The sequence below is a fragment of the Deefgea piscis genome (assembly GCF_019665785.1).
GTDB lineage: Bacteria > Pseudomonadota > Gammaproteobacteria > Burkholderiales > Chitinibacteraceae > Deefgea.
Map to the genome: position 1 here is coordinate 2,247,584 of NZ_CP081149.1, position 21,800 is coordinate 2,269,383.

Consider the following 21,800-nt stretch of genomic DNA (forward strand, 5'->3'; position numbering starts at 1 on the left):
TTGGGGCTTTTTGCAATCGATGATCAATTTATCAAATTAATTAAGCTGTGCCGACAAAATCAGCAAAATGAATCGCGCGCACGCCTTGCGGCAAATACGTTTCTAACCAGCGCATTTCTTGCTTTAAATGCCGAAGCAAGGCCACTACGTGCATCGGCTCAGTGTCATTATCAAACCAATATTCTTTGCGCCACACTGCATTGGGCAGGTCAAAAATATCGCCGCCAGGATGCAATTCATCAATTGACGCCGCGCGCTGCACGTAACCGGTCAGAGATAAAACGCCATCCAAAGGCTGGCTTACCTCGCTCACCTCGATCACAAAAGCAGTCAAACTGGGTGATAATTGCTGAAGATTAACGTAAACTTGCGGGTTCAAATCTAAGGTTTGTACGCTTTGCACGCAACAGCTCGGGCAAGGCAATGTCATTGCCGACCAGCACAAAGTTTGTGAGTGATCATCAGATTGCTGATAGGCCTCAAGCGGATGATAATGGCCACAAATATAATGTGGCAATTGCTGAACCATTGACATGACATACCCAAAACGCAAGCAGACAACCATTACATTAGCACACACTGACTGATTTCGTCATAAATCAGCCAGCTTCATCAAAACCTCTCGCCACAAAGCAACGCTATGCTCCCCATTCTGTATCAAGACGATCATCTCGTTGCCATTCACAAGCCCAGCGATTTATTGGTTCATCGCAGTAGTTTAGACGCGTACGCAACGCGCTTTGCGGTGCAACTATTACGCGATCAGATTGGCCAGCATGTTTATCCAGCGCATCGCTTGGATAAAGCCACCTCAGGGGTTTTATTGTTTGGGCTCAACTCAGACAGCGCCCGCGCACTCTCGATGCAATTTGCCGAACGGCAAGTGGCAAAAAACTATCTCGCCGTGGTGCGCGGCTGGCCAGATGAGCAAGGCGAAATCGATCATCCACTGGAAATTCGTAAAGACGACGCTGAAGTGTTTGGTGGCGTCGTTGAAAAAGCCGCCCAAGCCAGTCAAACCCACTATCAACGCATTGCCAGTGTCGAGCTACCTTGGTCGGTCGATAAATACCCCAGCAGCCGCTACGCCTTAGTGAGGCTCGATCCAATCACTGGCCGCCGCCATCAAATCCGACGTCACCTCAAGCACCTTAGCCATCCAATTATTGGCGACACCACCTACGGCAAGGGTCGACACAATCGGGCGTTCGCCCAAGCGTTTGGCGTAAATCGCCTGCTGCTCGCGTGCACCCAAATGCGTTTTAAACACCCCATTAGCGGACAAATGCTCAGCATTTCAGCGCCCGTTGCGGCCGACATGAGTTGGGTGATCCAAGAATTAGGCTGGCTAGCCGCTTTGCAAATGCAGAAAATTGATTACCAAACACCACAAGCGAGCGCCTTGCAGCGGCAGATTTTTGTTTGATGGTGAGCACTAAATCATCCAACCACGCTGTATTGCACCAATTAAGTCAGTAAACGCAGCGCCAAACCCGATTGCCGCGTAATGCCTTTGCGACTGGCGCTCGTAATAATGCTTTCCTCACCCCACAAACTCACTTGCTTGCGCGCACGCGTAATAGCGGTGTAAACCAGCTCCCGACTTAAGACACTGGCACTGCCATCACTTGGGCTGGGCAACAGCAATAACACATGCGCAAACTCCGAGCCTTGCGATTTATGCACTGTCATTGCAAACGCGGTTTCCACTGAGGGCAAGCGCGCGGGGGCGACTTTGCGCGTGCCGCCATCGCTATCGGGAAAATGCACCCAGAGCTTGCCGGCGTCATCCATCAAAGTCAGGCCAATATCGCCGTTATACAGCGCCAAATCATAAAGATTTTGCGGCACCAATACCGGCCGGCCGGCATACCAAACTTGGTCATTCATTCTTAAACCTTGTTTGACCAATTGCGCCTCAATTAAATGATTCACGCGCGACACGCTGGCTGCGCCTTGGCGCACCGGGCTCAATACTCGAAACGCATCAAATGCCTTAAACACTTCGCTCGGCGCGGCATTGGCCGCCACCGCAGCAAAAAATGGCGCGTAGCCCGCCAGCAGTGGCACGGATAAATCTTGGCCGCTGGCAGCGGGATTACTGGCATACCAAATTAAGGGCGCATCGCTTTTGGCTTGGCTGGCGGCAGACTGCAATAGCGTACTGATTGCGCGTAAATCACCGCCATTAATCGCCTTGGCCAAAGCGCCAATCGCGCCAGAAAACCGATAGCTTTTATGCAAGGTCAACACATGCTCGCCCAATGCCGACGCGGAAAAACTTGGCTCAACCACTTGGCCGGTTAAGCGTGACAATTTAGCGGCAAAGTCAGGCGAAAACCCGCTTTCAGCACATAAATCGCCCATCACCGCGCCCGCTTCAACCGAAGCGAGCTGATCTTTATCACCCAATAAAATCAAGCGAGCTTGTGGCGGCAAAGCGTCGACCAATTTACTCATCAAGGCCAAATCGATCATCGACGCTTCGTCCAGCACCAGCACATCGAGCACTAAAGGGCGCGCGGCATGATGGCGAAACTGCACGGAATTAAATTGGCTGCCGAGCAAGCGATGCAAAGTCGTGGCTTGATCGGGGATCTGCGCCGCCAACTCAGCACTTAGCAAGCCTTTGGCTGCTAAATCTTGCTTACCCTGACTAATCGCCGCCTGCATGCGCATGGCGGCCTTACCGGTTGGCGCCGCCAGCGCAATATTGAGAACACGATCGCTACTGATTTGCAGCAAGGTCAATAATTTAATCAGCGTGGTGGTTTTTCCAGTTCCTGGACCACCGCTCACAATACTCAATCGTTGATGCAGCGCAGCGGTCACGGCGATTTTTTGCCAATCGGGGTTTTCTTGGCTATCGGCAAAAAAAGTCTGCAAATGCGCCGCCAGCTGGCCTTCGTCTGGCGCCGGTGGCGCATCCAGCGCCAAGGCACGCAATTGCAACGCCACTCGCGACTCATACGCGTGATAGCGCGCTAAATACAGGCGCTGATGCGAGGCGATCAAGGGCATAAAATCACCCGCCTCGCCCACCAAACCACTCGCTAGCCATGCCGCCAAATCGGTTTGCGGCGGAATATCCACACAAACATCGCCGCGCTCGCTGGCTTTAGCCAATTGCGCGGCAAGCCCCAATAAATCAGCGGGCGCGTTAGGGTTTTTGCGCCGTAATAAATCCAGCAGTACACTAGAAAAATCGATTTTCTCTACTGCGCTGGGATTGATCGCAGTCAGTGGCGTACTAGTTTCTACAGTATTGGTCATTGCGCTACGCCTTCACCTAAAGCACGATTAAGCGCCTCAATCAGTTTCAAAGGGGGTTTATCGTGCCAAACGCCACAATTAGCGATTTCTGGCGACATACCTCGAATAAATAAATACAACACCCCACCAAAATCACGCTCATAGTCATATTTTTCCCCCAAGCGCGCCAACATATGCCGGTGCCAAGCGCAGCTATACAGCAAATACTGTAAGTAATAATGCGAGTCACTCATCACATCACGCAATGCGGCTGGATCGTAATCGCTCAAGCGATCGCCCAAAAAATTGGATTTGTAATCGGCAATAAAATACTGGCCTTGCCAGAAAAAAACCAAATCGACAAAACCATTTAAATAACCGACGAATCTTTCGGGCTTTAACCGCTGCGCAGCGGCAATAAAGCGCGGCTCAACGCCAAACTCGGGCTGAGCCAGTACGCGGCAAAATGCGGCGATATCGACTGACTTACACCCCAATAAAAACTGCCATTCATTTAAGCGCTGGCGCTGCGCCAATTGATTTAACCGCAATACGCCCGCCGCCAGCTCAATTGGAGCGGCGAGCGCCGCCAGCAGCCAATCGGCCACTTGTGGTGCGGCATCGAGCGCCAAGGCCAAGCCCGATTTTTGCATCGCTTGCGTCACAGTCTGCGCCAAGACACCTGCATCGACTCGCGTAAAATCAGTATGCTCAAACACCGAATGCAATGTGGTACCAGCACGACTACCGCGCATAAATCGAAAGCGCATTTCATCCGACAACGCTTCGCTATCCAAGCGCAGTACTTGCACCCCATCGGCATCGTAATCAGTCCCCGCTTCAGCCACCGCATCGCTGGCATAACTGCGCGTGAGCGAAGTAAAACTGGCTAAGCGCCACGGCGCCGCCAAACTCCACGGTGCGTAATCAAAGCGCTTAGAGCGCGCCGCCAATTGCAAATGCGGTAGCGCACGATCCGTACCCGCAAATCGAGTCCACTCGGGTAAACCACTCACCGTCACGCGCGCATCCAAGCGCTTAAATGCGTCGCTCAGCAAAGGCAGCGAAAGCGATTTGAGGTGCTCGCTAATGGTTTGACCTGATTCCGTGCGCAATAAATGCGTCAAAGGCGCGTTATTAAGTCCCGCCAGCGACTGCCAAGCGAGTTTTTCAAACGCCGGATAAGCCAAATACAGGCGATGTTTGGCGCGGGTGACGGCCACATACAACAGACGAATCTGCTCGGCATAGGCTTCGTGCTCGGCTTGCTCAAGATGCGCCTCGAGCTCAGACGTACCCACATCAATTTGCAGCGCATGCGCCGCGCTCGGTTGATGAAACGACACCCATTGCCGGTTACGCACCAGCTCGCCCTTGCCTTTCCATGCAAACGGGCAAAATACGATCGGATATTCCAAGCCTTTGGATGCATGGATGGTCACCAAGCGCACGCGATCGGCGTCGCTTTCTAAGCGCATTTGTTGACTTTCTGCGCCTTGATTGGGCTCGGCAATTTGCCGCTCTAACCACGCTAACAACAAGGCAGGATTGGGGCGAGATCTGGATTCATGCTGCACCAGCTCAGCCACGTGCAGTAAATTGGTCAAGCGCCGCTCGCCACCGTCTTGCTTTAATACGCGGCTGGCAATATCGGCCTCGACCAACCAGCGCCGAAACATCGGCATAAAGCCAAATTTTCGCCATTCATCACGCCAACTTTGCAGGTTTTCAACTTCGTCTTGCCACGCTGCATCGTCCAATTGCAGCGCCATTAATTGCGCCACGCTAAAGCCCATCACTGAACTCACCAAGGCTTTACGCAGCAAACTGGTTTGCGCTGGCGCTTCAATCGCTGCCAGCATCGCACACAAGCCTTGCGCCTCGCTGGAGGCAAAAACACTTTCTCGGGTTTGCATCACCGCCGCCACGCCGCGCTCAGCCAGAGCGTGGCGCATGGCATGCGCTTGCCGATGGCTCGGCACCAAAACCGCGATATCTTTTGGACTTAAAGCAGCCCCACTGAGCGTGGCTTTGCCTTGGCTGGCGGCATTGAGTAAACCAGCAATTTCATCAGCGGTCGCTGCCAACAGCATTTTTTCAGCCGTATCGGGATTGCCGCCATCAAACACAAAAGCGTGTACCGCCGCGCGATCATCGGCGCATTGCCATTTAGATTCTCCGCTTTGCTTGGCGGCAATGGTCGGATGGCTAATTTGCCGTTCAACAAAAGCATCTTTGGGCGCAAACAGCGCGTTCACAAACTCAACAATCGGCGCGTCCGAACGAAAATTAGTTTCAATGGAATAACACGCTTTGGCCTGCCCACGCGCGCCCAAATAGGCATACACGTCGGCACCGCGAAAAGCGTAAATCGCCTGCTTCGGGTCGCCCACCATAAAAAACGGCGGCGCACTGCCGTCGCTTAAGGCGTGACCAAACAATCGATCAATAATTTTAAATTGCAAAGGGTCGGTATCTTGAAACTCATCCACCAAGGCTGCGCGATATTTTTGATTGACCTTATTGGCCAAATTTTGCGCCCGCACCGTATCGTTCAGCGCGCCAGCTAAGCAAGTAATGCTGTCATCAAATGACATTTTGCCGCTGTGCGCTTTGCGTAGCGCCAATTGCTCACGCACATAGCGCGCAAAATCCAAGCGCCAGTATTTAAGTTGCAAGGCCAAATCGGCGGCCATACTGTCGGCATTGGCCAATAAAGCCTCGGCAGCGATAAAAAATTCATGTTGCGGCACGACCGGTTTAAATTCTTTTTTAGTCATCTTTAGCAAATGACTTTGGGTAAATTTTTCCCAGTCTTTGCATAAAGACACGCTGGGCGTTGGGCTTTGTAATAAGCGATTGACCGCGGCCAAGCCATCCTGCCATTTTTCATTCGTTAGCTTATACGTGCCAGAAAAAATACCTCCGGCATGGGCATTGAGCAATAGCGCGGCGATTTCGTCTTGATCCCACCAGCGCTGGCATTGTTGCCATTGCTCAGCATATTGCGCGCGGCGCTCGTCGCGATACGTGGCCGATGGCAAATCGGGCAAAGGCAAGAAATACGCCGGATCAAGACTTTTCACTTGCCCGCCTAATTGCTCTAAATACGGCACGTCGATTTTTTGCTCACGCAAATACGCCACCCACGCCATATCAGCGGCATACACCTGACTGCGCCAAAAATCATGGGTAATCTCAGCGAGTAATTCGCTTTCGTCCTCAAGCAATTGCCGATCAAAATCAAAGCCCGCCTCAAACGCTTGCTCGGTCAATAAGCGCTGGCAAAAACTATGAATCGTCGAAATCGCTGCGCAATCGAGCGTAGCGAGCGCCAAGCGCAGTTGCCGCAATAAAGGATCGGGATCTAAGCCTTCGGCCAACACCCGCTCCCACACCTCGGCACAAAATGGCTCCGGCGCGCCGCCGACCATCACTGGCGTTTGCTCAACAAAGGTTTGCGTTAATTGCGCTAAACGCAAACGAATCCGATCTTTAAGCTCGGCCGTTGCCGCCTTGGTAAACGTCACCACCAAAATACTCTCTGGGAGTAATCCATTGGCCGCGTTATACGCTGGCTCATCTGGCCCAATACCCGCACCTAAAATCAAGCGCGCATAGAGACCCGTGATATTAAAGGTTTTACCGGTACCGGCCGAAGCTTCAATCAACACTCGGCCACCGAGCGGCACATCGTGCACCATTAACGGCGCAAATTCAGGTAGCGCCGCTTTATCTGCGGCTAAGGACGCTGCCACGCTGGCGTGCGCCATCGATTCATTCCGTTGGCTTTCAGTCATCACGCAGCTCCTTGTTCGGCTAACCAGCGGTTTAAATCATGGTGCAAGGTTCGCTCCTCGACTGCGGCCAACATCGGCAACACAATCCGCGTTGCCCATGCGACAAATTGCACGCCATTTTCGCTATTGGTTTGCAGCGGATCTTGCGGCCAAAGCAATTGATTTTGTACTTCTAACCATTCGCCATCGCGGTTAAAGCTCGGCAACCAACGCTTAATCGCCGCCGCCCAACGTAAGGCTTGGCTGTCTTCATCCTCTACCGTATCGCTAGGCACGGCCTTGCCCCACGCTAAAGCACTGTGCGGAAAAAACGGCAATGGCGCGGCCATTGCGGCTTGATATAAAGCCAAAATATCCTGCAGATACGCCACCGCTTGTTCCGGTGCAATGGGCGAACAGTACAACACGCGCTCAGGAGACAACCAGCGCGTTACGGTTCGCATCGCACTGGGCTGCATGGCGCACAACAGCAAATGCTCAACCCAAGCCCGAAACATATCGCGCGGATAAATTTGGCTTTTTAAAACAATGCGCCCATCGGCATAACAGGCATCTAACCAACCGGTAAGCTGCACATCCGCCGGTGATGCCGATAAAGACGGTGACACCGTAACTTGCACCATTTGCGCTGGCAACACATCACTGCTTTGATAGCGCGGCAAAGCATCCAGCAGCGCACACGCGGCAAAGAGCTGTTCATCCACGAGCATTTCACCCGGCACACCCAAAGGGGTATTGCCCCGCGCAAAAGCCAAATCATGAGCTTCAAGCCCATACTTAAGGCCCAAATCGCGCACGGCATTATCGCGAAAATCTTTTAAATCAAACGCCTCATCGTCCTCTAAACCCGCATCATTGGCGCTAGGCTGAAAATGCAAATTTGCCCGATGCCGCAAAAAGTAGGCCGCAGGTTTTGCCAAACATTGCGCCAATTCATCCCAGCGCAAACTATTGGGCATGGCAAACGGCGGATATTGCTCGGTGGTGGTTAAATGGATCGCGCCTGAATCGCTTGGCGCATCACTGATCGCAGCGCTTTGCGCCAGTTCATTCAATACAACACCCTCGCCTGCGCCTTCATCAGCGCTAGGCACTCGCCCGACCGCCGCCAAGGCAATTTGTTCGGCGGCACGGCACCACAGCGGATTAAACGACGCAATGGCATGGTGTTCTGGGGTATGGCCAACAAAGTTTTGTAGGCTAAAGGGTTGCAAAGGATACTCAAGGGTTAAATGCTGCAATAAATTCGCTCGCCGCACTTCGAGACTCGCGTCTAAATCACCCTCAAGGAAAAACCCTTGCGCCACACAATCGAGCACATCGCTCACCAAGACCGAAGGCGGAAAATGCGCATCGTCTTTTAAGCTGCGCCCAACCCACGACAAATAGAGTTTTTCTCTAGCCGCCAAAATCAAATCTAAAAACAAATACCGATCATCCAAGCGGCGCGAGCGATCGCCTAAGCGCGGATGCTGGGCAATTAAATCAAAGCCAGCCGTTGGCGGATTACGGGGAAAATCATTTTCATTTAATCCAAGCACCGCCACTACCCGAAACGGCAAACCGCGCATCGGTACCATGGTGCAAAACGTCACCCCGCGCGACATAAAGCCAGAACCTCGGCTGCTGTTTTCAAACCGATGTTGCAGCCAATCGCAAACCACTTCACGCGGCACGGGCTCAGCCAAACCGGCCAATTGCGCTTCATCGGCCAAGTCGGCCAACGTCGTGCGAATGGCTTCAGCCAGTTTGAGTTCAGCCTCGTCATGCTCGTCAAATAAAATAAAACTTTCGAGTAACAATAACGCCGCATCGCGCCACTCAGGCAAAGTGCGCGAAATACTCAGCGCCGCCCGCCAATCACGGACTGCGGTAATAAATGTGGTTAATTTGGCCAATAAGCTCGCTTGCGAGCCTTCTAAATCATCCCACGGCGCAAGCGCGGCTAATTCAGACGTTGCCTCGCCCCACAGCGGCACAGCCTCGCCCGCCAATGCATTGGGCAAGGCTAAACCCAATAGCAATCGATCCAAACCCAGCTGCCAGGTATTGGCCGCGCCCATATCGGACAAATCAAACTCAGCCCGATGCGCAGCATCTAAGCCCCAGCGAATGCCGACGGCCGCAATCCAATGCCGAATCGTTAGCAATTGATCGCTACTAATGTCAAAGCGCGCCGCCACTTGCGGCGTTTCGAGTAAACCATACATTTCATCGGCTTTGCAGCGGCTTTCCGGCAATTGCAATAGTTGCATTAACACATCAACCGCAGGGCATTCTTGTTGCGTGGTTAAGTCGGCGATATTAAAAGGAATATTGGGCGCGCCAGAGGCTTTGGCACCGCCAAAAACCGCCTCAATCAGCGGGGCATACGGTCCCATATCGGGCAGTAATACGGCGATTTCGGAGGCCAACAAACTATCGTCATTGACCAGCATGGCGGCGATTTCATCGTGCAAGATTTCAACTTCACGCATCGCGCTATGTGCGTTATGGAACGTTAGTGAACGATCGTTCTTTGCAACCATTTGGGCATTTAATGCATCACGATTGAGTAGATTAAGCACGTCCGATTGCAGCGTTTGCAATAAGCTCGGCGTGGCAACATGCTCGAGCGGGTCATAAAACAACCACTGCTCGCCGCCACCGCTCCACGGGAAAGCCTCAGTCACCGCGCGATAAAAGTCGCGGCCCGCCTTGCCCATCGAAGCCAATAAAGGATGACCAATATCGAGGTAGAGCGATTCTTGCGCGCGGTCTAACTCGCGGCGCGCAATCACTTGGGCGCTGACAATCGCACCCCATTCTTCGCGGCAAGGATTGAGTAAAAATAAATTCACGTCGATATGTTCGGCCAACGCGCCCAGCACGTCGATATACGCTGGCGGCATGCCAGCAATACCAAACACCGTAATCCGTTCTGGCAAACGACTTGGGCCATCGTTTTTCCACGTATTAAAGAGCTGCACAAACATATCGGCACGATGTGGCATTGCGCCAAAATCGGCGTCGATACTGGCTTTCACTTCCCGCCACAAAGTCGCTTGCCACGCTTCATCGGGGCCCAAGCCCACTAACTGCCCCGCTTCCCACGCTGCAATCCAATGGCTGCGAAACACCAAATACTGATCGAACACGTCGGCCAATTTACCCGCCAACGCCATTTGCCGCCGCGCGTCCCCCTCATTCAAATACGCAGCGACAATCGGGCTGGCGGCGCGTGCGCCGGATGTGGGCAATACGCCAAATAAGCGCCAAGCCAGCGGGCTAGAGCTATACGGCGAATCGGCTTGCAAATGCGGCAATGCGTCTTTGAGCAAAGACCAGACAAAACTCGCCGGCAACTGAAAATCGATCCCCGCGCAAATGCCGACGCGATCGGCTAATTTAAACCGCAGCCAGCGTTCCATCCCTTTACTGGAGACTATGATTTTTTCGCTGGCAAACGGATCATTCAAGGCAACGCCATACAGCGCTTGCAGTAATTCGAACAGATTTTCTAGGCGATTGGACTGGTAGATATGCAGGCGGCTGGACATGCGGGCACCGAAGTAAGAAGCAAGGCTTATTCTACCTTGTTAAGCTGACTTCAGTTGCCAGAAAAGGCGCACAAAGTAGACATTCGAACCACATTCGACACGTCACGCTGAGCTCATATCAAGACCAGCACCAGCGAGACGCTGTTTTAGGCGATTACCCATGCTTGCTTGGGCTTGGTTAGGCCATCGCCATGCTCGGCAATGCAGTTTCGGCGCTGGCCACTTGCTCGGCCGAGGCCAATAATTCGTTCATGGCGCGATCAAACAGCGGTGCTTGCTCTAAAAAGCGCACGCGATCACGCGCAAACAATCGGCGAAACGCCCGCAAACTCAAAACCGCCGGTGCGTCTTGGTCGGGCCAAGTCAACACAATCGCATCGGGATGATTGGCTTGCCAGCTCAATTGCGCAATACGCGCAGTGCCATCAAAATTAATCTCAACCGCCACGCCATTGCTTAAACACGCCGTAAAATCTTCATCTTCATTGTCGATCTCAACTAAGGTTTGCGGCCCTAATTCCGACTCAATCAATTGATCAATCAGATTGAGGTTGATTTCTAAAGCATCGATCTCAGCTTGAATAAACAGCGGATTTAACGTCACCACCACCTCATTCTCGGAGGTTTCAGTGGTATGCACCGCGTCCAAAAATGGCGCAAAAGCCTCATGCATCACCGATAGCGGTGGCGGCACAGCATTCAGCACTTGACTAGCACCTGAGCGCATCGCCAAACGATGCGCATCGACCAAATGCAAGTTGAGTTCTTGTAATTGTTCGGCCGTCCAATTGAGCGTTAACACTCCCTCGCGCAAAGTGGCAATCATGGTTGGAATCAAACCCAATAAAATTTTGCATTCATCGCGATCAACTTTTGGTGCCAAGCTCCAAATCAAATCGGGCACCAATAAACGATATTGTGTTTCTTTATGCGGCGCTTCGCGCCCGGCCAATTCAATGACCCGCGCCCAAGTGCTGACCAAAAAGTCATACAAATACGGCTCAATGGTATAGGGCGATAAAGCGTCAGAAATCATTGCGGTAATTCGCGCAAAATGTAATGTGCGCTGTTTGGCAGAATCCAAAACTTGCGTGGCGCTAATGGCCATTTTTTCGCAATGGGCTAATTCATTGGCCACCCATGCATCCAGCGCATCGAGCATTTGCACAAACAAGCCTAAATCTTCGCTTTCATCGGCCAAAATAATCGCCACAATGCGGCAAATCTCGGTATTGACTCGGGCGGCGCTTTCGCTATTTTGCTGCATACCCAGAGAAATCGAACCAATTCGGTTGACCAGCATGCGCGCTGGATGGGTTTTTCTGGCAAAAAGATTTGGATCTTGCAGCGCGATTTTTAATACCAAAAACTGCAAACGCCCAAGCTGCGCCCGAACTTCGGCTGGCACTTTATCGTCACGCAAAATAAATTCAAACAGCATGGCGACCACATCAATCGTCATCGCCTCATTAACGTCGCTGGTGCTGGCGCCCAATTGTTGGCGCTGCTCTAAAATCAGATTGCGCAGCTTGCCATCGCCATTCCACATGGCGTCGCCCGTTGGCGTGGCGACTTCAATCAGACTTTGCAGTGATTGGCTCAGCGGCACACTCACCGAACGCAGTTCCAGCGATGCAGCTTCATCCCACACCGGGCCTTGCCCCTGCGCACCTGGCTGCAGACTGTGGCCACTAAAAAATTGCTGAATACTTCGCCCCACTTGCCCCAGATGACTCAACCATGATGGTGCTCGCGCCATACTGGCGCGCGCCTCTGCACTGGACGCTGGCGCTACCGCCAAATCCATCGCGGCAGATTCGCCTGACCCCATGCTAGCCAGATCATTGGGCGCACTCGCTGACGCAGTACCTTGCGATGATGCCTGCGATGAAGACGGTCTAGATTGCACAAAATCCAAAAATTGATCTTCCGAGCGTGCGCTCCACGGCGCTGCGCCTACCGAACCAGCTGATGAAGTTGCTGATGAAGCTGCCGATGAACGAATGGGTGCCGCTACGCGCGGCGGCTCACGGCCTCCCGATGCGGGTGCGCTGTGTTGCGCATCGGGTGTGAATGCTGAGGGCGATTCATCAGGTTGATCCAGCAGATTGCTCGCTGCGATTGCAGCGGGTTCACTTTGTTTTCTAACCTTTAATTGCAATTGCGCGGCAATGCCATGCTGGGCCAGCAGCTGATTTAAAGCCTCATACAGCGGCGCGATATGCGGGCACATTGACGTAGTGAGTTGCGCTAGCAGTACTGGAATTAATTCATTGTCGCTACCTGTTTCGGCAACCGTTTCTTCTAATGCATTGGCAATACTGCGCGAGATAATATAAGTACGAAATGGGTTTTCACGCTCTTTAATCACGTCTTGCTCAAGCAATAAAGCAATGCGAATATTTAAATCGCGAATCCCTTCTTCGGCCTCTTGCCGAAAACGCGTGGTAATTTGATCAATATGTAATTCTTCTTCAAACGACGCCGATTCGACCAAGGATAACGTGGCATTGAGCCCCTCGGTAAATGACGGTCGAAAGTGGTTATAAGCCGTTTGAAAACTGCGATGCAATAATTGCTCAACCTGACGCGATAGCTGCTGCTCAAGTTTTTGATCGTGATTCATAATCAATTGCCGCGCAGCGAGTAAACGGCGTTGCTCAAGCATTGAAGTGGCCCGATCGGCCTGATTAAATAATTGCCCTGTCGAATGCGCCAGTACCATCGGCATTCTTTGATTAAATTCAGCCAAAAACACCGAGCGCGTCGCAATGAGTAAATCATTTCTATCCATCTGCCACACCCTCACACATCAAATTAATTCGGCCTAGCCGAAATTGCATTGCACTGAGTTGAGGCACAGCATTCAACTCAAACCGCATAAAAACCGGATGATAACTGACAATAGCCTGCGCTGCTTGCGACAGTTTCGGTACAATCTATCGATCCGAATGGCAGCAAGGCTAACTCTCAGTGTTTCGACTTTTTGAAAATATAGTTCACCCCTACCCTGAACAGCAAAACAAAACCTTACCTCATGATTTCAAATCATTCATATGGGGCTGTACAAAAGGACTGCGCCCACTCATTTTTGGCATGATGCTCTGCACCGCCATCATTGGGTCTTTTGAAGCGATTTTATATAGTTTGCTCGGGCATATTGTCGATTGGTTGGCACACGTCGAGCCGAGCCAACTCTGGGCGCAAGAGCACTTTCGCCTTAGCTTGATTGCGGGCGTGTTATTACTCAGCCCGCTAGTGGTCGGCTTGCAAACTTTGCTGAAACATCAAGCCTTAGCAGGCAATTTCCCGATGTTGCTGCGCTGGGATTTTCACCGGCAAATGCTCCACCAAAGCATGAGTTTTTATCAAGATGAATTTGCCGGTCGCGTTTCGGCCAAAGTCATGCAAACAGCCTTAGCTGTGCGCGAAACCGTGTTTATCGTCACCGACATTATGGTGTTCGTCGCAATTTATTTTTTCACCATGCTGGCCGTTGCTGGCAGCTTTGATCTGTGGCTACTAGTGCCGCTGTTGGCTTGGATGTTGCTCTATATTGGCGCGATGTTTTATTTTGTTCCACGTCTAGGCAAAGCAGCACAAAACCAAGCAGATGCTCGCTCATTAATGACGGGACGAATTACCGATGCGTATACCAATATTGCAACAGTAAAGTTGTTTTCGCACGGTCGGCGCGAAGCAGCGTTTGCCCGCAGCGCCATGCAAGAGTTTATGCATACCGTGCATGGCCAAATGCGTTTGGTCAGCAGCTTTGAGGTGGTCAATCACACCCTAAGCATCTGTTTAATTATTGCCAGCGCCGGCACCGCCTTGTATTTATGGAGTCATGGCCAGGTGAGCGCTGGCGCGGTTGCTGCCTCATTAGCCATGGCGCTGCGTTTAAACGGCATGTCGCAATGGATTATGTGGGAAATCGCCGCACTGTTTGAGCATATTGGCACCGTACAAGACGGCATCAACACCCTGACTACACCACACGAAGTCAATGACGCGCCCGACGCCACAGCACTCACCGTACCGCGCGGAGAAGTTCAATTTGCCCACGTTGACTTTGGCTACGAACAAGACCGCTTGTTACTCAAGCAATTGTCGCTACACATTCGCGCCGGCGAGAAAATCGGTTTAGTCGGTCGATCCGGCGCTGGCAAATCAACGATTGTTAATTTATTGCTGCGCTTTTACGATATTCAGTCGGGGCAAATTACGATTGACGGCCAAAACATCGCGCACGTAACGCAAGACAGCTTACGCGCGCATATCGGCATGGTGACGCAAGACACGTCGCTGTTACATCGCTCAGTGCGCGAAAATATCCTTTATGGCCGCCCCAATGCCACGGATGAGGAAATGATTGCTGCCGCTAAACGCGCCGAAGCACATGATTTTATTCTGAACTTAAGCGACCCTGCTGGGCGCACCGGTTACGACGCGCATGTCGGCGAGCGCGGCGTCAAACTCTCGGGTGGGCAACGCCAAAGGATTGCGATTGCGCGCGTGATGCTCAAAGACGCGCCGATTTTATTACTCGACGAAGCCACTAGCGCGCTCGACTCTGAAGTTGAAGCAGCTATTCAAACCAGCTTATACCGCCTAATGGAAGGCAAAACCGTGGTCGCAATCGCCCATCGTTTATCCACCATTGCGGCGATGGATCGTTTGATTGTGCTCGACCAAGGGCGGATTGTTGAGCAAGGCGATCATCAAAGCTTGTTGGAGCAAGATGGCCTCTATGCGCGACTGTGGTCGCATCAAAGCGGCGGATTTTTAGGCGAAGAAGCCGATTAAACTTGCGTCGTCAGTGGTGTACCGCACCGCAAAAATGACATATCACTGACGATTTCCCTGATTAACACTTCGAGACAATAACGGCACCATGACAACTGAAAACCAGCACCCCAGCTATGCCAATACGCCAAAACCTCCTTACTACGCAGTGATTTTCACTTCAATACGTACTGAGGATGAGCAAGGCTACGCTGAAATGGCTGAAAAAATGCTGGCCTTAGCACAAGACCAGCCGGGGTTTTTAGGGTCTGTTGACGTTTGGTTTGCAGATCGCGTTTGTGCTGATTTTGGCCTGAAACAAGGCGAAAGACGCGTGGCATAGTCATTCTATGCAAGCGTTTTTCAACGCAGTGTCAGGCCAAAAGCAGCCAAACCCTAAGGGCTGGGCGCTTTTCGCGGCATCTCTGCGTTATTTTATGCTCGAATAACGGGTTATTGGTCGCATAAAATGCCTTGATCTGCCGCGAAAATCGCTCCAGCGCGACCGAAAACCAATCGTCAACAGACCCTAGGGCTTGAATCTGCCCGAGCAGCTATTGGCATCACGGAGTCGTACTGGGCTGATTTAGCGTCGATCCAAAACTGGAAAGCCCATAGCGAGCATCAACTGGCACAAAAATCAGGACGCGCCCAGTGGTATAGCCAGTACAAAACATGCATCGCCAAAGTTGAGCGTGATTATGAGTTTTAATCTGGAATCAACGCGCGGCATGATTGATTAACGCATTAGAAACCGATGGATGACTATGTCGCCCCTAGTAAAAAAACTTGCCTTTGCCATCCTTGCTCGGCCGCGCCTTGCGGCTGCGCTATTAAAAATCGGTTTTAACTACTACCCTGCGATCCGCCGCACCGGTTGCAAAGTCAGCCAAATTAGTACTGATGTTCGGCAAATCACCGTCAAATTGCCACTCAACTGGAAAACGCGCAACCTCAATGGCAGTCTGTTTGGCGGCAGCATGTTTGCCGCAACCGACCCTTTTTATATGAGCATGCTGTATTTTAATTTGGGCGAAGAATATGTAGTTTGGGATAAAGGCGGCACCATCCGCTTTAAACGCCCAGCGCTCAGCACACTGACGGCTCAATTTCGACTGGATGAAGCAGAACTGACTGAAATTCACCAATTACTCGCCATCACCCCAGAAATCACTCGCACCTATGCCGTGGAAATGGTGAACGCCAAGGGCGATGTCTGCGCCGAAGTCGACCGTGTTTTGTATATCGCGCACAAATCGGCTTACGACGCCAAACAACTGGAACGCCGCCAGCGACTAGCGCAAGAGGCCAGTGGCGAAAAAACAATTTAAGTAGATGGGTATTTAGCTACATCCATTTATTAATAATGCCCACAGCGATATACCCATAGACTATGTTGATGTTTGCATTGCCAATGCATTGGCATTTAACTTGCCGCGAATGCCAAACAAATACGACGCTGATAAGCCAAACATCACCATGCCAACGCAGGATTCAAATGCCCCGCTTAAACGGCCAATCGGCCCTGCGGGGCCTTCGGCATAAAAGCCGACGGTGGAGTAACTAGAAATCGAATAGAAAAAAGCATCGCTAAAATTATCCATGGCACCAATCTCGACATATACAAAGGCCCAAAGAAAGATCGACACCAAATGTACCACCATCAATAAATAGGTCACGATGACAAATAAAATCGCCTCAACCATGATCGAGCTGGCAAATTGCTGGATTAAGAATTTTTCAACATAGGTAATTAAAAAAATGCCCAATACATGTATCAATACCGTAGCGACAACCAGTAAAAACCCACAGATTAAATAAATCATCTCTACCCCTCAAAAGGCAAATTACACTCGATTGCCACTCAGTCTAGAGCGCCTTAATCAAACTTGCGCGAGGCACAATGAAAACCTCAAAAATCGCCACACCAAACAAAAAGGGTATTGCGCTTTGTGCTTTATATACAAAAGCACACAGCGCAATACCCTATCAATCAATACATGCGGTTAAGTAACTGAACAAAAGAACCAGCAGCGACCTATCAAACACTGCGCCACCAAGCAACTGGCTCACCACCACAAAACACCAAACCACTTGAACGCCGCTGGTGGTGAGCACAAGCACTCAAGCAGCAAAACAAACCTAATTAATAAGCCGTCCAACCGCCATCCGTGGCATAGAGTGCACCAGTTAAATTGGATGCCTCATCTGATAATAAAAACGCAATCACCGATGCCTGCTCCCAAACCGTTGCCTGACGTTTTTGACTGTCGGCATACGCTTGCAGACTCAGCGTCTTAGTGCGCCCCATATTTGGCACGGTTGACTTGGTATTTTCTTTACTGGCCGCCATAACATACTTCATTGCCATATCTGTCATCGCCGTTTCAGTCGCGGCCATATTCACTGAATTAACCCGAATGCCGTATGGCGCATAATCAATAGCACCACTTCGAGTAAGACCACTACAAGCGTGCTTACTTGCAACATAGGCCGAATTACCGGCAAGGCCCGTTAAGCCAGCAATCGAGCAAATATTCACAATAGCGCCACCTTTACCTTGTTTAAGCATGGGCTTTAATTCGGCACGCATTGATTTAAATATCCCCGTCCCATTGATGGCCATTAAGGTATCAAAATATTCATCCCCTGCATCGGCAATCGCTTTGGGTAATAAATCTTTTTGTTTTTGATAATCAAAAACGACGTCAGGAGGCATTGCTGCCATCACGCCCGCAGCATTCAGTGCACCATTGAGCTCACCAAATTGACTGACCGCCAGATCAACTGCTTTTTGTAAATCCGCATTATTGCGAACATCCCCTTTCACAAATTCAGCTTGTCCCCCTTCTTTACGAATTTGCACTACAGTTTCATTGCCTTCTTTTGCCAACACGTCAAAAATCACAATTTTTGCACCTTCGCGGGCCAAGCGAATTGCAGATGCCGCGCCGATCCCCCTTGCGCCACCCGTAATGAGATAAGTGCGACCTTCATGGCGTTTAGGCGTAAAAAATGCAGGATCAAGCGGTTTTATATCAACGGTCGGATAAGACTCTGCCACTGCAGGCTGGCCCAAGACCAATAAACTACTGGCAAGCACAGCAAGACCTAAGGTTTTTTTTAGCGTAAGCATGATTTTTCCTTTTAAAAGACGAATGAACCTCGAGAAATGAATATTTAGAAGCGCGCAATCATGAATGCGCTGGCACTAAACCAATTACGATAATCATCATTTAATGCCTTGCGAATGGCTTCGCCAGGTTTGGTATAAGCGGCGGAAAAGACAAAAATCAAGTTGGGATTGGCCACATACCGCGCCGTCAGATTAAGCTCCATACCCAAATCATCAGACTGCAGCACCGATAAAGCTTGTGCACCCCCCAAATTATTGAGGGTATCGGCTTTAAATATCCAAAATTGTGGCGTTAACTCCCAGCGCGGAGCTGGCTGCATACGAGACATAAACCGATGTGAAATCACATTCGAGGTTTGCACCACTTTATATTGATTTAATCCTTGTACCCATTCGTCACCACCACCACCCGCAAACAAAGGATCCCAACGCTCGAAAGTTGGCGTATCAGGATTGTCTCCCGTGAATTTTGCATAGCGATAACTTAGCGTGGGCCGCCACGGCATGCTAAGCAATTGATAACCCGCTTCAACGTAACCAGCACGAGCGTCCATATCAAAGTTTTCATTGGTTTGCCGTGCGAATTCAGCCCGAGCATAAAAGTTTGAATCTTCCGCAAGCGTGTCATAAGCCAGGCGCAGATCGGCAACTCGCAAGCCTTGGCGAGAATACGTCGCATTCGTTGTGTAATAAGAGAAGTTTGACTGAGGCACTTGCAGCAACATTGCCCCTAGACGCAGCTGAGGTAGTACTTGCCCTTCATAATTAACGCCATGAATACGCGTTTTACTGTCTGTTTCTACTAGCTCATCCGGATCCAATCGAAACAGTTCTAATTTATGCGCATCGTATACAAACTGGGCATGAATCAGTTCTTCTGCTGCATTTCTGGGGTTCGATTGCAAAGCCGCTCGTTCACCGCCATTGGCGGACGACAATCGGATGATCATGCCATTATCAATCTGAAAAGCTTTGCGCCCGTAAAGCAAACTCATCTGACGCACACCACCTTGCTCTGTGGTATTGCGGCCTATCACGCCAAAGTAAGCATCTTCAACGCCTGTATATACACGCGACTCATCGGTAAAAAGTTCAGGCCCCAATGACCCTGATGCGATCACACTGGCTCCGGCAAAAACAGAAATTTGCTCGGTAATCGCATTCAGCCCATATAGACCTAGCTCAACACTACTTTCAGCCCACGTATCTGTACCCCGTCCTGATGGCGATATCGCGAGCGGATTACCCATAGTAAGTAGATCAGGACGACCAAAAAAAGCATTTGTATTGGAAAAAATCATCGACTTATTTTCCAACTTAGCCTGCAAAACCGAGGATTCATCGGCATACAACGTTGGAAAATCGCCCCAATCACCATTGGCCAGTACGCCCATCGCAGATTCAGCGAGCGGTTTGGCCGCATCGCTAAGCGTAACCTGCAGCGTAAGAATAACATTACCATTACCACTGGTTTCTATCTGATAGTCTGCCTTTTGCACAAATTTAAGGCGACGCACCTGACTGAGCTTTAAATTGCTGCGCACTGGATCATATTGACTGCCCGGGCTAGCTGAAAATGCATTTAAAATCGCATCACGATATGTTGGCGTTCCTTGCTGCCCATCCATAAATTGAACATGAACCGATTCAATACGGCTACCGCTAAATTCGCCGCCACTTCGAGCGTAAACAAGAGAGAAAAAAAGGCCGAGTACAACAAAAACCAGCAAGACATGCATCGACCTCACAAATGTCAACGACATACAATCGGTTTGTTTCATGGCATTTTTCCGTCGATATGAAGTAAATATATTTTGATTTACTGCGATGAGAGGTTGATCGCCACTGCTGACTTAAAGTCAACCACCAACAGAGCAAAGACTATAGATGCGCGACACCGGCCTAAATCAACGATATGTTGCGAGACGCATACTATGGAGGACAGTTAGCTCACTCAATCTGCTGTGCGTTTTCGCACAAGTGAATCCATCACCGCCTGAGCGCGGTCAAATTCGTAAACCGTTCACCGTAACAAAACTGGCTTGCTAATAATGTAGTGCACTTAAGAGAGGGGCGCAGCCACTATAGCCATGTAACGAGAAAATAAATGCGCAGAATAAATTGACTGCTGATATCGCTAAAACCCATGCAGCGATTTTAGGATAGGGATGGATCAAATAGCACTAAGGAGGGCATTCGAGCCCTCCTCTCATTTCAATTTAATTTATTACCAACGATTCGTTAAATGCTGCACCACCAAGCTGGTGCTGGCTACACTCACCCACACCAACAAACCCAAAGCCACTGGACGCCAACCGGTTTGACGCATCCGGCCCAAATCAGTCGACAAACCAATCGCTACCAAAGCCATCGTAATCATCACTGGTGCAATAAACTGCGCCGTTTTAATCATCCAATCAGGCAACATACTGCCAAACAAAGACGCTAATAAGAACCACAAAATAAACCAAGGCACTGCTTTCCAGACTGAACCAGTTTCTTCTGCGATGGTTTCTTTACGACGCGTCATGCCAAACAAGAAAGCAAAAATCAACGTCACCGGAATAATCAACATGGCGCGAGTCAGCTTCACAATCGTTGCATAGTCACCGGCATTGTCACTCCATGAATACGCTGCCGCTACCACCGATGAAGTGTCATTAATCGCGGTTCCAGCCCACATGCCAAAACCACTATCGCTCATACCCAGCATCTGGCCGATGGCTGGAAATACCAGCACGGCAACAATATTAAATAAGAAAATCGTTGATAAAGCGAACGCCGTATCGTGCTCATCGGGCTTAACGACCGGGGTAATCGCCGCAATCGCCGAACCACCACAAATTGCCGTACCGGTACCGATCAATACACACAGTTTGAGCGGGATTTTTAATAAGCGGCCAAAAATAATCGCACTGAGTACCGCTGCGGTAATCGTAGCAAAAGTGATTTCTAACGAGCTCATACCGGTTTTAATCACGTCGGCAATCGGCAAACTAAAGCCCAAGCCGACAATCGACCATTGCAAAATTTGTTTGGATGAAAACTGAATTCCATCATTAAATTGCGGTGCAATCGTCGTGCGGCTGCGAATAATAATCCCCAGCAAAATACCAACAACTGCGCCGCCCATCAGCGGAAAAGCATTCCCAACAATCGTTGAGATAATCGTTAAGCCCAGAACAACAGCTAAGCCTGGGGCACAGGATTTGATTTGATTGGTCAGCGTCATATGAGATCCAGTAGTGTTTTTATTTGAATACAGCACCACTTTACCCCTGCCCCTAC

The 21,800-nt window shown here is 50.6% G+C and carries 13 protein-coding genes; 4 read left to right on the forward strand and 9 right to left on the reverse strand.

Translation table 11 applies throughout. The annotated features are described in order from the left end of the window. Positions 1-40: 40 nt before the first annotated feature. On the reverse strand, positions 41-535 hold the full coding sequence (locus K4H25_RS10400; protein WP_221020445.1) for a hypothetical protein: 495 nt from the start codon (positions 533-535) through the stop codon (positions 41-43). A gap of 105 nt (positions 536-640) precedes the next feature. Here K4H25_RS10400 and K4H25_RS10405 point away from each other — a divergent pair, with 105 nt between their 5' ends. After that, a complete protein-coding gene (locus K4H25_RS10405; protein ID WP_221020446.1) occupies positions 641-1,426 on the forward strand; it encodes a tRNA pseudouridine(65) synthase TruC in 786 nt (261 codons plus the stop codon). 41 nt (positions 1,427-1,467) lie between these two features. Here the strand turns inward: K4H25_RS10405 and recD are convergent, their stop codons facing one another. The 4 genes from recD to K4H25_RS10425 form a co-directional block, all read right to left on the reverse strand. Further along, entirely contained in the window at positions 1,468-3,273 is a 1,806-nt protein-coding gene (gene recD / locus K4H25_RS10410; protein ID WP_221020447.1) for an exodeoxyribonuclease V subunit alpha, read from the reverse strand. Then, positions 3,270-7,052, reverse strand: a complete 3,783-nt coding sequence (gene recB, locus K4H25_RS10415; RefSeq protein WP_221020448.1) for an exodeoxyribonuclease V subunit beta — start codon at positions 7,050-7,052, stop codon at positions 3,270-3,272. Before recB ends, recD begins: the two co-directional genes overlap by 4 nt. Then, positions 7,052-10,591 carry an exodeoxyribonuclease V subunit gamma gene (gene recC / locus K4H25_RS10420; protein ID WP_221020449.1) on the reverse strand — a complete coding sequence of 1,180 codons (3,540 nt, stop codon included), beginning with the start codon at positions 10,589-10,591 and terminating at the stop codon, positions 7,052-7,054. Before recC ends, recB begins: the two co-directional genes overlap by 1 nt. A gap of 178 nt (positions 10,592-10,769) precedes the next feature. Further along, positions 10,770-13,385 (reverse strand): DUF1631 family protein, encoded by a 2,616-nt coding sequence (locus tag K4H25_RS10425; RefSeq protein WP_221020450.1) that lies wholly within the window; start codon positions 13,383-13,385, stop codon positions 10,770-10,772. A 179-nt stretch (positions 13,386-13,564) separates the two neighbouring features. Here K4H25_RS10425 and K4H25_RS10430 point away from each other — a divergent pair, with 179 nt between their 5' ends. From K4H25_RS10430 to K4H25_RS10440, 3 genes are all read left to right on the forward strand, one after another. After that, entirely contained in the window at positions 13,565-15,397 is a 1,833-nt protein-coding gene (locus K4H25_RS10430) for an ABC transporter ATP-binding protein (RefSeq protein ID WP_221020451.1), read from the forward strand. An 88-nt stretch (positions 15,398-15,485) separates the two neighbouring features. Further along, entirely contained in the window at positions 15,486-15,719 is a 234-nt protein-coding gene (locus K4H25_RS10435; RefSeq protein WP_221020452.1) for an antibiotic biosynthesis monooxygenase family protein, read from the forward strand. A 424-nt stretch (positions 15,720-16,143) separates the two neighbouring features. Beyond that, positions 16,144-16,707, forward strand: a complete 564-nt coding sequence (locus tag K4H25_RS10440) for a DUF4442 domain-containing protein (RefSeq protein ID WP_221020453.1) — start codon at positions 16,144-16,146, stop codon at positions 16,705-16,707. A gap of 60 nt (positions 16,708-16,767) precedes the next feature. Here K4H25_RS10440 and K4H25_RS10445 read toward each other — a convergent pair whose 3' ends face one another. From K4H25_RS10445 to K4H25_RS10460, 4 genes are all read right to left on the reverse strand, one after another. Then, complete coding sequence (locus K4H25_RS10445; protein ID WP_221020454.1) at positions 16,768-17,202, reverse strand: ion channel; 435 nt, start codon at positions 17,200-17,202, stop codon at positions 16,768-16,770. 320 nt (positions 17,203-17,522) lie between these two features. After that, positions 17,523-18,512, reverse strand: a complete 990-nt coding sequence (locus K4H25_RS10450; protein WP_221020455.1) for an SDR family NAD(P)-dependent oxidoreductase — start codon at positions 18,510-18,512, stop codon at positions 17,523-17,525. Between the two features lie 44 nt (positions 18,513-18,556). After that, entirely contained in the window at positions 18,557-20,293 is a 1,737-nt protein-coding gene (locus K4H25_RS10455; protein WP_221020456.1) for an alginate export family protein, read from the reverse strand. 446 nt (positions 20,294-20,739) lie between these two features. Next, complete coding sequence (locus K4H25_RS10460; protein WP_221020457.1) at positions 20,740-21,744, reverse strand: YeiH family protein; 1,005 nt, start codon at positions 21,742-21,744, stop codon at positions 20,740-20,742. Between the last annotated feature and the right edge of the window lie 56 nt (positions 21,745-21,800).

Coding starts and splice junctions, on each gene's coding strand:
- K4H25_RS10400 (WP_221020445.1), bottom strand. CDS start 535: ATGTCAATGGTTCAGCAATTGCCACATTATATTTGTGGCCATTATCAT.
- K4H25_RS10405 (WP_221020446.1), top strand. CDS start 641: ATGCTCCCCATTCTGTATCAAGACGATCATCTCGTTGCCATTCACAAG.
- recD (WP_221020447.1), bottom strand. CDS start 3,273: ATGACCAATACTGTAGAAACTAGTACGCCACTGACTGCGATCAATCCC.
- recB (WP_221020448.1), bottom strand. CDS start 7,052: ATGACTGAAAGCCAACGGAATGAATCGATGGCGCACGCCAGCGTGGCA.
- recC (WP_221020449.1), bottom strand. CDS start 10,591: ATGTCCAGCCGCCTGCATATCTACCAGTCCAATCGCCTAGAAAATCTG.
- K4H25_RS10425 (WP_221020450.1), bottom strand. CDS start 13,385: ATGGATAGAAATGATTTACTCATTGCGACGCGCTCGGTGTTTTTGGCT.
- K4H25_RS10435 (WP_221020452.1), top strand. CDS start 15,486: ATGACAACTGAAAACCAGCACCCCAGCTATGCCAATACGCCAAAACCT.
- K4H25_RS10440 (WP_221020453.1), top strand. CDS start 16,144: ATGTCGCCCCTAGTAAAAAAACTTGCCTTTGCCATCCTTGCTCGGCCG.
- K4H25_RS10445 (WP_221020454.1), bottom strand. CDS start 17,202: ATGATTTATTTAATCTGTGGGTTTTTACTGGTTGTCGCTACGGTATTG.
- K4H25_RS10450 (WP_221020455.1), bottom strand. CDS start 18,512: ATGCTTACGCTAAAAAAAACCTTAGGTCTTGCTGTGCTTGCCAGTAGT.
- K4H25_RS10455 (WP_221020456.1), bottom strand. CDS start 20,293: ATGAAACAAACCGATTGTATGTCGTTGACATTTGTGAGGTCGATGCAT.
- K4H25_RS10460 (WP_221020457.1), bottom strand. CDS start 21,744: ATGACGCTGACCAATCAAATCAAATCCTGTGCCCCAGGCTTAGCTGTT.